Origin of the sequence: Paracoccus binzhouensis (genome assembly GCF_016446475.1) — a bacterium.
Lineage (GTDB): Bacteria > Pseudomonadota > Alphaproteobacteria > Rhodobacterales > Rhodobacteraceae > Paracoccus > Paracoccus binzhouensis.
Window position 1 is genome coordinate 1 of sequence record NZ_JAEHFP010000011.1, and the last position, 13,583, is coordinate 13,583.

The 13,583-nt window shown below is 65.4% G+C and carries 9 protein-coding genes and 1 pseudogene; 7 read left to right on the top strand and 3 right to left on the bottom strand.

Annotated elements, in window-relative coordinates; genetic code table 11:
- The 5 genes and pseudogenes from I9P22_RS05000 to I9P22_RS05020 all read left to right on the top strand — a co-directional run.
- Window positions 1-83: pseudogene (locus I9P22_RS05000) on the top strand (IS5/IS1182 family transposase); the annotation flags it as partial.
- Window positions 84-1,126: 1,043 nt separating this feature from the next.
- Window positions 1,127-1,882 (top strand): hypothetical protein, encoded by a 756-nt coding sequence (locus I9P22_RS05005; protein WP_199258261.1) that lies wholly within the window; start codon window positions 1,127-1,129, stop codon window positions 1,880-1,882.
- A 4-nt stretch (window positions 1,883-1,886) separates the two neighbouring features.
- Window positions 1,887-4,121 carry a Mu transposase C-terminal domain-containing protein gene (locus I9P22_RS05010; RefSeq protein ID WP_199258262.1) on the top strand — a complete coding sequence of 745 codons (2,235 nt, stop codon included), beginning with the start codon at window positions 1,887-1,889 and terminating at the stop codon, window positions 4,119-4,121.
- Window positions 4,118-5,092 (top strand): TniB family NTP-binding protein, encoded by a 975-nt coding sequence (locus tag I9P22_RS05015; protein ID WP_233253228.1) that lies wholly within the window; start codon window positions 4,118-4,120, stop codon window positions 5,090-5,092. Before I9P22_RS05010 ends, I9P22_RS05015 begins: the two co-directional genes overlap by 4 nt.
- A 2-nt stretch (window positions 5,093-5,094) precedes the next feature.
- Window positions 5,095-6,645: a TniQ family protein gene (locus I9P22_RS05020; RefSeq protein ID WP_199258263.1), complete on the top strand. Its 1,551-nt coding sequence runs from the start codon at window positions 5,095-5,097 to the stop codon at window positions 6,643-6,645.
- Window positions 6,646-6,990: 345 nt separating this feature from the next.
- Here the strand turns inward: I9P22_RS05020 and I9P22_RS05025 are convergent, their stop codons facing one another.
- Window positions 6,991-8,592, bottom strand: a complete 1,602-nt coding sequence (locus I9P22_RS05025) for a glucan biosynthesis protein (RefSeq protein ID WP_199258264.1) — start codon at window positions 8,590-8,592, stop codon at window positions 6,991-6,993.
- A gap of 242 nt (window positions 8,593-8,834) precedes the next feature.
- Window positions 8,835-10,034, bottom strand: coding sequence for a winged helix-turn-helix domain-containing protein (locus tag I9P22_RS05030; protein WP_199258265.1), 1,200 nt, complete (start codon window positions 10,032-10,034; stop codon window positions 8,835-8,837).
- A gap of 64 nt (window positions 10,035-10,098) precedes the next feature.
- Between I9P22_RS05030 and I9P22_RS05035 the strand changes: the two genes are divergently transcribed.
- Together I9P22_RS05035 and I9P22_RS05040 are read left to right on the top strand one after the other, a co-directional pair.
- On the top strand, window positions 10,099-10,410 hold the full coding sequence (locus I9P22_RS05035; protein ID WP_199258266.1) for an H-NS histone family protein: 312 nt from the start codon (window positions 10,099-10,101) through the stop codon (window positions 10,408-10,410).
- Between the two features lie 237 nt (window positions 10,411-10,647).
- Window positions 10,648-11,715: a 3-deoxy-7-phosphoheptulonate synthase gene (locus I9P22_RS05040; protein ID WP_199258267.1), complete on the top strand. Its 1,068-nt coding sequence runs from the start codon at window positions 10,648-10,650 to the stop codon at window positions 11,713-11,715.
- A gap of 74 nt (window positions 11,716-11,789) precedes the next feature.
- Here I9P22_RS05040 and I9P22_RS05045 read toward each other — a convergent pair whose 3' ends face one another.
- Window positions 11,790-13,568: an SLC13 family permease gene (locus tag I9P22_RS05045; protein ID WP_199258268.1), complete on the bottom strand. Its 1,779-nt coding sequence runs from the start codon at window positions 13,566-13,568 to the stop codon at window positions 11,790-11,792.
- Window positions 13,569-13,583 lie beyond the last annotated feature (15 nt).

Here is a 13,583-nt window from a genome sequence, read left to right on the forward strand (position 1 = left end):
GCTACGACAAAACCGCAGACAGTTTCCTCGGCTTCATCGACATCGCCTGCATCAGGCTCTGGCTTCGCCATTTGTCAACATGACCTAAACAGTAAGGAAGGGACCTCCGCAACTTCTCACGACGCACGGAAATCCAAATAAATTACGACTGCATCATATTTGTAACAGTCAATATCCAGGGCCGGGACACACCAAAAATTTCCCGATTGCAGGGCCCGTCAGCACGACGATAAGTTGTGGGCATGATGCTGAACACGATCCCTCATATCGCCTTTACGGCCTTCCGCCTGATACGCTGATCCATCCGGATCGGGCGCAGGGTATCGCTCAGCCTGATGCTTCCTCTGATCGCCGGAAACGGACCCGAATCGCCTGCCATAAAGCAGGCCGTTCCAGGACCGCCCGGACCATTCAAAGGGCCATCCACCCCCAAGCTTTCCTACGGCAGGCGAAATTCGGCAATCAGGCCGAGTGTTTTTCGCACCGTCGAAGCCCAATCTGGACCGGAGCGGAGGAACTGTCTGTCGCGGCTCCAGAGGGCTGGTCTACAAGACCTGCCCTCACCGGGCGCCAAACGGAATGCTAAAAACGGAATCCCCTTTGGGGTCCAGATCAACCCGTTGATAAGACGTGCTTTCTTCCAATCCAACGGGCTGCGGGATATTGTGCGCGCAAAAGCCACACAGTTTTTGGAGGGATGAACGATGAAGACCTGATGCCCCCAGATACGAAAACGCCGGAATGTTGGCGCATTCCGACGTGATCGTTTCGAGGAAGACCGAAGCCCTCCAGCTCACATACTGGTTCCTTAGCAGATTCAGCGGCCCGCCGCAAGGAATCCGCATGGGCGACGGACTTCCTCACACCAACAAGCCCCTTTCCGGGGTCGGCTAGAACGACCCACCCGGTCCTGATCGCAAGCGCGACGGGCCGGAAACGGCCCGTTCATGCCTGGATCCGGAAAGCGGCTGTGAGTGAACCGCGTCCCGCCGAAGGGGCGCTCCGAAAATCACGGTCATGAGACACCACGGCTGATCCGATGCCCGACAGGCCGGCAAGCTGTGCCTCTCATGCCCATCCCACATTCGCCGGAAGCGTCGCTTCCGGCAACGAGAGGGGTTTGCCCATGGCGAACAAGACGACGAAGAAGGACACCAAGGCCATGCGGCCGGCGGATCCGGGGTATTCCGGGTTGAACTATTTTGGAAACGGTCTCGATCTGCATCTGCCCTCACGGGCGGAGCGGAAGATCGCGCGCTTTTCGAAGGGACATTTCACCGGACGCATCGTGACTGGGGACGCCGAAGGGCACAGCGCCGGACGTCTGGTTATGGTGGAGAGTCACTTGGAGTTTTGCTGGTGCCTGGTGCTGCTTGCGCGGTCCGCCACCACCGACCTTCGTGAACAGGCGGCATTCGACTGGCAGGATCGGGATGGAGAAGTGCATACGCATTACTTCGACTTCCTGGTCACGGAGCGAGATGGGAAGCGGATCGCCTACGCGGTGCGGCCGGCCTTGCGCACCGGCGGCCGCTTCGGTGCGACCATGCCGCGGATCGCACACCAGGCGCGGCAGCGCGGTTTTGTCCATGATGTCCGCCTGCTGACCGATGATGACCTCGATCAGGTCGACCTGTTCAATGGGAAGCTGATGCACGGCATGCGGCAGCCGCAGCCGGATGCGGATATCGCGGCGGAAAGAATGATTTCGGAAATGACCGGCATCGCCGTGATCGAGGATCTGGTCCGACGCATCGGCATGGGCGCCGATGGCTACCGGGCCGTGGTCCGGCTGATCCGCCGCCAGCGCCTCCGTCTCCTCGATCATGTGCGTATCGACTATCAGGCCGCCGTATATGCCGCCCCCGGTTCCAGGGTCTGATGCCATGCAGCAAATCACCTTTGAACCGAGTCCTGCGCATCGGCTGGCTCTGAGCACCTACGACCGCCTGACCATCGCCGGCATGTCGGTGCCGCTGCGCCCGATCAGCTGCAATGACCATGGTTGGGTCTTGGCCGAGACCGAAGGGAATGGCCTGTCTGAGGTCTATCCGCACATGCAGCTGGCCGGTCTCGACAGGGCAGGCCATATCCGGCACGAGCGCGGATACTTTGACCAGAACCGGGCACGGGCGCGCTCGAGCAGGCCGTCCCAGGCGCTGATTTCCGCGCTCCCGCCAAAGCAGCTCGCCGCTTTCCTGAAGAGCAGCGCCTATCTCGCGGCCTACGAGAAGCTCAGGTCGGAAGGGCTGATCAAGGCCAGCCAAGAGTCGTATACGGCGAATGAAGCCCTGCTTTTCGCCACCGCGTCGCGACTGGTCGATGAACTTTACCCGACGGGCGGGAGCGGTCTGTCGAAGTCGGCAGATTTCCGCGAGGTTCCATCCTGGTCGACGCTGAAGCGCTGGCAGAAGCGAGCTCGCCTCGGTGGTGAGGCCGCATTGCCGGGGCGTTTCCACAAGCGCGGCAACCGGAACCGCAAGATGGATGGAGAGGCCATCGCCCTGATGGTCAAGACGATCCGGCGCGCTTGGCTCGACGAGAACCGCAAGGAGGCAAAACAGGTCTGGGAAGCGGTCGATCGCGCTTTCAAGATCGCCAACGAACAACGCAGGATCGACGGCCATCTGCCGCTGGTTCCCCCTTCGCGGGAGACCGTGAGAAAAGAGATCGCGCTTATCGATCCTTTCGGTGCAACGCTCGCACGCATCGGCCCTGGTGCCGCCCGGACGAAGTTCAGACCGGTAGGGGCTGGCATCGAGGTAACCCGGGCTGGTGAGCGGGTGGAGATCGACGAGATCTCCCTCGACCTCTTCACCATTCCCGAGATGCGCATGTTCATCGACGGAATCCCTGCGGCGCTGCGCAGACGGCTCGGCCTCGAGAAGAAGTCTGTTCGATGGACCGTCACCGTGGCCATCGACGTCCGGACGCGTTGCATCCTGGGCATCGCAATCAGCCGGACGCCCAATCACCGCGCTGCGCGGCAGGTGCTGCAGATGACCATGGTGAACAAGGGTCGATGGGCCTGTGCCGCCGACTGCCATGACCCTTGGGACATGGCCTGCCCGCCGGAACTGATCGTCTCGGATGGTGGATCCGCCTTTATCGCGCCCGAGTTCAAGATGGCCTGCGCCGACCTCGGCATCGCCACCGAGATCGCTGTCGGGGGGCTGCCTGAGCTTCGGGCCTTCATCGAGAGAATCTTCGGAACACTCAACCTACGCCTGCTTCCACTGCTGAGCGGCCGGACCTTCGGTGATGTGGTTGAAAAGGGCGAGGCGGATCCGCAGTCGCTCGCCGCCCTGACCTTCGACGATCTGGCCTTCTGCCTGACCAGATGGATCGTCGACGCATATCACAACACGCCGCATTCGGGCCTGGGCGGCAAGACACCCCGACAGGTTTGGCAGGAACTCGTGGCCCGGGACGGGGTCGCCCCGTCCCCCGACAACCAGCGCTGGCGAATGGTGTTCGGAGAACGCCTGATCCGCGCCCTGGACAAACGCGGCATCGTGGTTCTGGGGGTGCGCTATCACTGCGAGGCGCTGGCGCTCTGGATGAGCCGCAAAGGTGAACAGAAGCTGCATGTGCGCTGGCATCCCCGCGACCTCGGCGGCATCGAGGTTTACCTCGGCGATCAATGGATCACGGTGCCTGCGGTCAAGAACGGCTTCGAGACCTGGGACGCGCTGGTTGGAAAAAGCGCCAACATTTGGCTGGATGCCATTCGCAACCTCCGCGCCGCCCATCCGGACCGCAAGACCCTCTACTTCGACATGATCGACGAGGCGATGCAGGCGATCGATGCACGCAACGAGCAGGCCAGGTGGCTGGCCGATCTGTTCGTCGACGAATGGACCGAGGAGCGTATCGAAAAGGCGCGGCAACGCCTCTTCATCGGTTTCCGCACCTCCGCCCGTCCGCAGTCGGGGATGCCGGCCACCGATGGCCCGGGCCGTTCGATTCCTGCACCTGACGACGATGAGGAGGAAGATCGGCTGCCGATCCCGCGCGCCGCCGAGAGGCCTGCCCTGCACAAGCCCAACATTCCCGCCCGCACCGCCTCCGCCCCGCCGGCCGAAATTCCCTCTGACAAAAACTGGAGCATCGAAGAATGACCATGCGTAGCCCCGCCGACATCACCGAGACCATGAACAAGATCCGGAGCCTCTATATCCGGACCGAGCGCGACAATAACTTTGGCGACCACCTGGACCGCCTGCTTTCCCGCGACGCCGAGGGCAACCTCCTGCCCGTGGCGCAGCGATTTACCACGACCCGCGAAACCCGCGGGGTGATGGTGATCGACGAGCCAGGCGGCGGCAAGTCCACCCTCATCGACCATGCTCTCCGGCGCCATCCGGCGCTCAATGCCGGGCCGGACGGACAGCAGGCATGGCTTGCCGGCTCGGTTCCGTCGCCTGCCACGTTCAAGAGCATGATTGGCCATCTTCTGGAACAGAGCGGCTATCCTCCAATCGAGGGCCGCCGGGAGGCGTGGTCGCTGGTGCAGTTGCTACGAGCCCGGTTCACGGTCCGCGGCATTGCCGTCCTTTTGATCGACGAGGCCCATGACCTGTTCTGCGCCGACCGCGGCCTGATCCTGCGGGCGATCAAATCGCTGATGCAGGGCGACGAGGCTGTTGCCATCATTCTCTCCGGCACCGGGAAGCTGCGCGATATCCTGCGGTCCGATCCCCAGGTCCAGCGTCGCTTCACCACGCTCCTCCTACCGCCTGTCGACGCGGTGGCCGACCGTGCTCATATCACCGACATGATCGCGGCCTATTGTAAGCGGGCCAACCTGGAGCCGCCCGCCGAGGCCGATCTGGTCGACCGGCTGGTCCATGCTTCCCGCCACCGTTTCGGTCGCTGCATCGAAGCCGTCATCGGCGCCATCGAACGCGCCTTGATCTGCGGGCACGAAAGTCTGGACATGGGTCATTTCGCCGAGGACTGGACGCTGAAGGAGGGGAGCGAGCCGCATCGCAATATCTTCCTCGCGGAAGAATGGTGGCTCATCGATCCCGACCGCGAGCCGGAGGAGGACATGCCTGTTGTCGTCCCGCGCCGGAAGCGGAGCAAATGATCATGGCCTTTCTGTTCCCCCGCCTGCCCTTCGTGCCCGACGAAACTCCGCTCTCCTGGGCCGCGCGCCTTGCCGCCTTCCATACCGGCGGGCGGCTGGTGCCGTTCCTCAACGATCTCGGCATCGCGCTCAAGGATCTGGTCGCGGGCGCGACGGACGCGATCACCCGTCTCTGCGACGTGGCGGATCAGGATCCTGAGCCGGTGCTGCACAATACCATTCACGCCTTGGGAGAGCGCCAGTTCCTTTTGCGCAGCGAGGCCTTTACCGCCGAGATGACCACCGGACCGCAGACGCGGTTCTGTCCGGCCTGTCTGGCCGAGGATGATACGGGCCACCACAGACCCGATGCCATGCGCCGCGGGCGGCTCATTTGGCGCTTGCAACCGGTCCGGGTCTGCCCGGTCCATCATCTGACGCTGATCTCGCGCCGGCTGAACAAGTGGGACGATATCACGCATGAGCTTTCGGTTCTCGTGCCGGAAGACCAACGGGCGTTGCTGGCCTTGGCGGAAACCGCCCACGTCCAACCGCCTTCCCCTCTGCAGGACTATGTCCTTGCGCGCTTTGAGGGCCGATCGGGTCCCGCCTGGGCTGACGGACAGGGTATCGAACAGGTCACCCGTGCAACCGAAATGCTCGGCGGGGTGCTGGAGTTCGGGACGCAGGCCAAGCCGGCGGAGCTCTCGATGACCGACTGGAATCGTGCCAGCAACAATGCTTGGTCATATGTCCGGCAGGGCGAGGACGGTGTCCGATCCGGGCTGGAAATGCTGCAACAGAGGGCTATTGAGCGGGGCATGGTCGGTCATCATAACCGGTTCGCCACCTTCGGCATGCTCTACCGATGGCTTTCCTCCCCAAAACTTACCAAGGATCCCGGTCCGATCCGCGAATTGCTGCGCCAGCACATCATCGACACCACGGATATCCTGCCTCAGGAAAAACTGCTCGGTAAGATGGTGACCATGCCGAAATGGGGCAGTATCACCTCCATCGCGAAATCTGGTGGCGTGCATCCGCTCACCCTGCGGGACGTGCTCATCGCCAGGCGGGTCATCCCGGCCAAGGCGAAAGACCAGCCTTGTTCAGCCACGCTTGTGGACTTTCAGATCGGGCATGAGGTGGCGTTGGAGATGCGCCGGGCCGTCGCGGTCACCGCGCTGCCCAGCCTCCTGAACGCTTCGCGCCCGATGGCGACCTGTCTCATCAACACCGGTCTTCTGGCCGCGCTGCATGGCGGCAACGGTCAGAAACAGGGCAAGGTCAGCCGTTCGATTGACGGGTTACGTGTGGAAGCGCTGATCAACGAAATCAACCGAGGCTTCCCAAAGGTGGGCACCGCGCCAGAGGGATTCGTGAAGCTGGCAAAGGCCGCCGAGATGAGCCGGGTGCCGATGGAGGTCATCCTTATCGGGGTGTTCCGGCACCATCTAGAACGCGTGTTCCGTCTGCAGAGCGAGCCGGGTCTGGGTGGTTTGCTCGTCGATCCACAAGAGGTGAAAGTGCTGCCCGCCAGGATTCCGGACAAGGACATGCCCTTCGTGCTCTGAACCTGTCCCAGCGGATTCCGCTTTCGGCTCGGACATCATCTATGCTCAGGTGATTCCGCCTCATCCTCCCCCGAGCATCTTTCGAACGCCTCCAATCCTGGGACTTCATACATGCCGCCTTCGGGCGGCATTTTTCTTGCCTGAATCTCGAAGATTCGAGGGTCATTTTATGCTTGCAAAAGGGGCAAAGACTTGACGTTTCCGAGGAACCCATAAAAATTATTAAGTCCTTTCAGTGCATTGTAGATCGCCCTGATTGAAATGGCTCATTTTATGCTTGGCGGCACAGCCCCACCACCTGACCAGCCCCCAAGCCCCGGGCGGGTCGTCGGCGCCGCCGCCCGGTTACGGCTTGTTGGCCAGCAAGGCGCGCAGCTGCGCCGGGAAAAGCTGCAACAGCAGGGTTTCGGTCACCGCGGCATCGCCGTTCGAGACGAAGGCGCGCAGGTCGATGGGGCTGTCGTCGCGCGGCGCCTGCGCGTCGAAGCTGCCGAAGCCCAGATCGAACATGGCCCGCCATGTCGGCCGGCCGACGATGGGATAGACCGCATCGTTCGACACCACCCCGCGCGAGGCCGAGATGTTGAAGCGCGGCTTGTCGCCCGGCGACAGGCCATGCGGGGTGAAGTCGCAGACGATCTTCATGGTATCGCGCGGCCGCGGCTGGCCGGGCACGCCGCCGGCGCCGACGCGGACCGCCACGAACTGCCCGGTGCTGCCGGTCAGCGGGCTGTCCTTGAGCCAGGACAGCGTATAGTCCAGCGCATAGGCATCGCCGGCCCTGGCCGGGACAGCGGGCTGCCAGAAGGCGACGATATTGTCGTGGATCTCGTCCTCGGTGCGCAGCTCGACCAGGGTGACGGTGCCGTCGCCCCAGTCGCCCCTGGGCGCCACCCAGGCGCTGGCGCGCTTCTCGTAGAAAACGCCATCATCCTGGTATTGCTCGAAATTCCTTTCCCGCTGCATCAGCCCGAACCCCTTGATCGAGGGTGCGGCGAAGGTGTTGGCCATGGTATGCGGCGGGTTGTTCAGCGGCCGCCAGATGCGCTCGCCGCTGCCAGTCAGGATCTCGAGCCCGTCGGAATCGTGGATCTCGGGGCGCCAATCGGCGGCCAGATGCGGCGTGTTCTTGCCGAACCAGTACATCGAGGTCAGGGGCGCGATGCCCAGCCGCTCGACCGCGTCGCGCATGAAGATGCGGGCGGTCACCTCCTGCACCACGCCCTCGCCCCGGCGCGAGACGATGCGATAGGCGCCGGTCGCCCGCGGGCTGTCCAGCAGCGCATAGGTGGTCTGGCCGCTTTCGGTTTCCGGCTCCAGCCAGAAATGCGTGAACAGCGGGAATTCCTCGGGGCCGTCGGGAATGGCGGTGTCGATCGCCAGGCCGCGGGCCGACAGGCCGAACTGGCCGCTATAGCCCGAGGTTCGCCAGTAGGAGGCGCCCAGGAACGCCATCCAGTCCAGCCCAGTTTCCGCATCCATGACGCTGAAGCCGGCAAATCCGTCGGTCTTGGCCAGCCGCCGCGCCGGGTTGTCCGGGGGGATGTCGAACAGCTCCAGCGAGAACGGGATTTCCGAGGCCATGCCGTCGTCGAGGCTGTAAAGATGCACCGGCTGCTTGAAATAGCGGCCGGGAAAGAAGAACCGCACCTGCGAGGCGACCGGGCGGTCGCGCCACAGCGCCCGGTCCTGGCGGAAGCGGATCTCGTTATGGCGGTCGTAATCCACCTGTTCCAGGATCTCGGCATCCTCGACCTGCGGTGGCTGGTGGGCCTGCTGCGCCAGGTCGCGCGCCCGATCCGTCAGCATCTCGAAGGAGAACGGCTGCGGCTCGCCGGCGGCGGCACCGTTCCCCGCCGCCTGCGCGATCCGCGGCAGCAGGAAGAAAGCGCCGCCGCCCAGGGCGGCCTGCAGCATGGTGCGGCGGGCGAGTTTGCGCGAATACATGATACCCCGAGAAAATTGAGATTCCTTCCGCGGCCATCGAGACGCAGGTTGACCGACAATACAAGATCTTGCCCTGTTCTTGGCCGAGTTTTGCCGATCCTGACGCGGAAAAAATACGGTGGCTTGCCCGGTCTTGCCAAGCCCACAGGCATTTGCGGCACCTCTTGCTGACGATAGGGTCGATCCGCATGATTTCGCTTACCATTGCTCGGCCGGCCCAAGGCGCAAGCAGCGGCGCGGCACTAGGCCCGCAGCCAGCCCGGCGCGTGACGGATCTCCTCCACCCCGGCCAGCGGTGCGATGCGCTGCAATTCGGCCGCCAGCCCGGCCAGCCGGGCCCGGCCCATGCGCAGCCCAGGCTCGGGCCAGAAGGCGCGGACCACCAGCGCGCCCTCCTCGCGCTTGGCATCCAGCCGCCCGATCAGCCTGTCGCCCTGCAGGACCGGAAAGACATAATAGCCGTATTGCCGCTTTTCCGCCGGCACGAAGATCTCGATGCGGTAGCGAAAGCCGAACAGCCGCTCGGCCCGCGCCCGGTCGCGCAGGGCCGGATCGAAGGGCGAGAGCAGCCGGATGCGCGAGGACGGCTCGGGCAGCATGGCGACCTGGTCCAGCAGCGCCGGGGTCGAGAAACTGCGCCGCAGCGAGCCGTCGGCCATTTCCACGTCGATCTCGACGATGCGGCCGGCGGCCAGCGCCCGGGCGCACCAGAGCCTCGCCTCGTCGCGCGTGGCGATGGCGAAGAAGCCGGCCAGCTCGCCGCTGGTGGCGAAGCCCAGCCGCTCCAGCGCCGCGGCCAGCGCCCAGTCGACGATCTCGGTCTCGTCAAGGCGTGTCGCCAGGTGCTCGGCCGGGATCACCCGCTCGGCCAGGTCATAGACCTTGCGGAAACCGGCGCGATGCCGGATTGCCAGCCGGCCCGAGCGCCACAGGTATTCCAGCGCCGTCTTGGACGGGTGCCAGTCCCACCAGCCGCCCGACGCCCTGGGCTCGTCACCGCCCAGGTCCGAGGCGCTGGCGGGACCGTGATCGGCGATATGGCGCAGCACGCTGTCGAACTCCGCATCCCAGCCCTCGCGCCGCCATTTCGGCCAGCGGCGCTGCATATGCGCCTCGTCCCGGGCGAATTTCAGCCGCCACATCGGATAGAAGCGCATCGGGATCACGGCGGCGTCGTGGGTCCAGTGCTCGAAACCGGCGCGGTGGCGGGCGATCAGGCTGTCCAGCGCCGGCGGCCGGTAGCGCCCGCGCCGCGACCACAGGATCAGGTCATGCGCGCGCGCCAGGGTGTTGACGCTGTCCACCTGCACGAAGCCCAGGCCGGTCAGCAGCTGTTCCAGATCCGCGCCGCGGCCGGGCCCCGCAGCGGGGCGCAGCAGCAGATGCCGGTCCAGGAACAGCCGGCGTGCGTCGCGGTTCATCAGCAGGGGGCGGGTCGTCATGGTTCCGTTTGTCCTGTTGCGCGTTCTGCTCTACAGGTTTTGCCACATCAACGGGGGACAAAGAATGACCGATGCCGATCTGGACACCTTGTCGCTGGCCGAGCTGAAGCAGCTGCGCCGGAACGTCGAAAGGGCCATCGACGGCTACGAGGCCCGGCGCATGGCCGAAGCCAAGGCCAAGGCCGAGGACGCCGCGAAGGAATACGGCTTCTCGCTGGCCGAGCTGGTCGTGGCAGCGGCGGCACGCCCGGCCCCGGCCGCGAAATACCGCCACCCGGAAAACCCGGCCCTGACCTGGAGTGGCCGCGGCCGCAAGCCCGGCTGGATCGCCGACGCCCTGGCCGCCGGCAAGCCGCTCGAGGATTTCGCCATCTGAATGGCCGGCGGGCCACGTCAAGAAACCGGGTGACAAGCCGCGCCGCAGCCGCTATGCAGGGCGCATGTCGCAACAGATGTCCTACACCGCCTCGTTTTATTGGTTCCGCTGCATCCAGCGGAGCCGGGCTGCCGTGTAGCGCATAGGCGCGATACCGATCCCCGAAGCCGCTGGCCAGACCGGCGGCTTTTTTCTTGCGATGCGCGTCCGGTCCGGCCTCTCCACCAGGAAAGAGCCATGCCCATCCAGACCGAGAACCTGCATATCGACACGCTTCGCCCCCTGCCCGCCCCGGCCGCGCTGGCCGCCAGCCTGCCGCGGGATGAGGCGATCTCGCGCCTCGTGACCGACAGCCGCGCCGCCATCCGCGCCATCCTGGCCGGCCGCGACGACAGGCTGCTGGTCATCGCCGGCCCCTGCTCGATCCACGATCCCGACGCGGCGCTGGATTACGCCGCCCGGCTGGCCGAGTTGCGCCACGCGCTTGCCGACCGGCTGGAGATCGTCATGCGGGTCTATTTCGAGAAGCCCCGCACCACCCTGGGCTGGAAGGGGCTGATCAGCGACCCGCATCTGGACGGCTCGGACCGCATCGAGGACGGGCTGCCGCTGGCTCGCCGCCTGCTCCTGGAGATCAACCGCATGGGCCTGCCGGCGGCGACCGAGTTCCTGGACCCGATCCTGCCGCAATATTTCGCCGACCTGATCGCCTGGGGCGCCATCGGCGCGCGCACCACCGAAAGCCAGATCCATCGCCAGCTGGCCTCGGGCCTGTCCTGCCCGGTCGGGTTCAAGAACGGCACCGATGGCGGGGTGCAGGTGGCGCTGGACGCCATCCGCTCGGCGGCCGGTCCGCACAGCTTCCCGGCCATCACCGCCGAGGGGCGCGCGGCCATCGCCACGACCACCGGCAACCCTGACTGCCATGTGGTGCTGCGCGGCGGCCATGCCGGGCCGAATTACGGCGCCGCCCATGTCGCGGCGGTGGCCGAGGCGGCGGCGAAGGCGGGGATCGATCCCGGCATCGTCATCGACGCGAGCCATGCCAACAGCGGCAAGGATCCGGCCCGCCAGCCAGCGGTCATCGCCGATATCGCCGCGCAGATCCGCGGCGGCGAGGCGCGCATTCGCGGCGTCATGCTGGAAAGCAACCTGGTTGCCGGCCGGCAGGAACTGGTCGCCGGCCATGCCCCGGCCTATGGCCAGAGCATCACCGACGGCTGCATCGGCTGGGAGGAGACCCGCGCCCTGCTGCGGAACCTAGCCGAGACGGCGGCGGCCGGCCGGCTGCGCATCGCCGCCTGACCGGCGGCTTAGGGCTGATGCGGTCCGGCCCGGTGGTTGCGGCCGGCCCGCATCCTGCCGCCGCCGGCCGGCGGTCACAGCGGCCAGAACAGCGGGATGGTCAGGCAGGCCACGATGCCGCAGATGATGTCCAGGGGCACGCCCACCTTGACGAAATCGCTGAACTTGTAGCCGCCGGGCCCGTAGACCATCAGATGCGTCTGGTAGCCGATGGGCGTCGCGAAGGCGACCGTGGCCGAGAACATCACCGCCACCACATAGGCGCGCGGATCGTGACCCAGGGATTTCGCCAGCGCGATGGCCATGGGCGTCAGCAGCACGGCGACGGCGTTGTTCGACAGCACCTCGGTCATCACCAGGCCCAGGAAATAGACCGCGATCAGCGTGGCAAAGGCCGGAAGGCCCTGCAGCCAGGGCGCGACAAAATCCACCACCAGCTGCACCGTGCCGGTATGTTCCAGCGCCTCGCCCACCGCCAGCATGGCGAAGATCATCGCCATCAGCCTTGCATCGACGAAGGAGAAGGCCTCCTCGGCATCGACGCAATGGGTGATCAGCACGATCGCCGCGGCGATGAAGGCCAGCGCCATGATCGGCGCCACGTCCAGCGCCGCCAGGCTGACCACGGCCAGCAGGCAGAGGATGGCGATGGGCGCCTTCGAGCGCCGGAACGGCCGGGCCGAGGGCCGCGAGACATCGACCAGCTCCATGTCGGCGGCCAGGCGGGCGATGTCCTCGGGCGCGCCTTCCAGAAGCAGCGTGTCGCCGGTCTGCACCACCAGGTCGTCCAGCTGCCGGCCGATGTTCTGGCTGCGGCGATGCGCGGCCAGCACATAGACGCCATAGCGCCGGCGCAGGCGCATGTCGCCCAGCCGCCGCCCGATCAGCCGCGCCCCGGGCGAGATCAGCACCTCGACCGTTTCGGTCGCGACCGAACTGAGCTTGTCGACCATCTGGAAGTTCTTGTTTTCCTGCATCTCCAGCAGCTCGGCCATTTCCGAACGCAGCACCACGCGGTCGCCCGGCTCCAGCACCACCTCGGCCAGGTTGCGGCGCAGCGAGGCATCGCCGCGCAGCACGTCGATCACCCGCACCGAATCGCGCTTGAAGATCGGCGCCGACAGCACCGGCTGGCCGACCAGGCTGGAATCCTCGGGGATGGCGACCTCGGTGAAGTATTTCATCTCGCGCCGGGTGCCCAGGAAACCGGCCAGCGAGGTGCGCTCGGGCAGAAGCTTCCAGCCGATCAGCACGAAATAGGCGATCCCGGCCAGGGTGATGGCGATGCCGACCGGGGCGATCTCGAAGATGGAAAAGGGCGTCATGCCCTGCTCGCGCGCCACCCCGTCGACCAGCAGGCTGGTCGAGGTGCCGATCAGCGTCATCATGCCGCCCAGGATGGTGAAATAGCTCAGCGGCATCAGGAATTTCGACGGCGAGGCGCCCAGCCGCAGCGCCAGCTGGATGAAGATCGGGATCATCACCGCTACCACCGGCGTGTTGTTCATGATCGCCGAGGCGAGGATGACGAAACCGAACAGCGCGCACAGCGTCAGTCGGGGATGGGTGTCGGCCCGCGCCGTCACCAGCCGCGACATGATCTCGAGCGCGCCGGTCCGCAAGAGACCGCCCATGATCAGGAACATGAAGGCGATGGTCCAGGGCGCCGAATTCGACAGCACCGAGGCAGCATCCTTGATCGGCAGAAGGCCCAGCAGCATCAGCACCGCGGCCGTGCCGATGGCGACGACCTCGGGCGGGCGCCGTTCCCGGATGAACTCGATGAACATGATGGTCACGATGATCAGCATGGCGATCGCCGCGTTCGTTCCGGTCAGTGCAAAACCAAACATGCAAGTCCTGTCCAG

Excerpts from the sequence above, each read along its gene's own strand:
- I9P22_RS05025 (WP_199258264.1), bottom strand. The coding sequence starts at position 8,592 with ATGTATTCGCGCAAACTCGCCCGCCGCACCATGCTGCAGGCCGCCCTG.
- I9P22_RS05045 (WP_199258268.1), bottom strand. The coding sequence starts at position 13,568 with ATGTTTGGTTTTGCACTGACCGGAACGAACGCGGCGATCGCCATGCTG.
- I9P22_RS05010 (WP_199258262.1), top strand. The coding sequence starts at position 1,887 with ATGCAGCAAATCACCTTTGAACCGAGTCCTGCGCATCGGCTGGCTCTG.
- I9P22_RS05005 (WP_199258261.1), top strand. The coding sequence starts at position 1,127 with ATGGCGAACAAGACGACGAAGAAGGACACCAAGGCCATGCGGCCGGCG.
- I9P22_RS05015 (WP_233253228.1), top strand. The coding sequence starts at position 4,118 with ATGACCATGCGTAGCCCCGCCGACATCACCGAGACCATGAACAAGATC.
- I9P22_RS05030 (WP_199258265.1), bottom strand. The coding sequence starts at position 10,034 with ATGACGACCCGCCCCCTGCTGATGAACCGCGACGCACGCCGGCTGTTC.
- I9P22_RS05020 (WP_199258263.1), top strand. The coding sequence starts at position 5,095 with ATGGCCTTTCTGTTCCCCCGCCTGCCCTTCGTGCCCGACGAAACTCCG.
- I9P22_RS05040 (WP_199258267.1), top strand. The coding sequence starts at position 10,648 with ATGCCCATCCAGACCGAGAACCTGCATATCGACACGCTTCGCCCCCTG.
- I9P22_RS05035 (WP_199258266.1), top strand. The coding sequence starts at position 10,099 with ATGACCGATGCCGATCTGGACACCTTGTCGCTGGCCGAGCTGAAGCAG.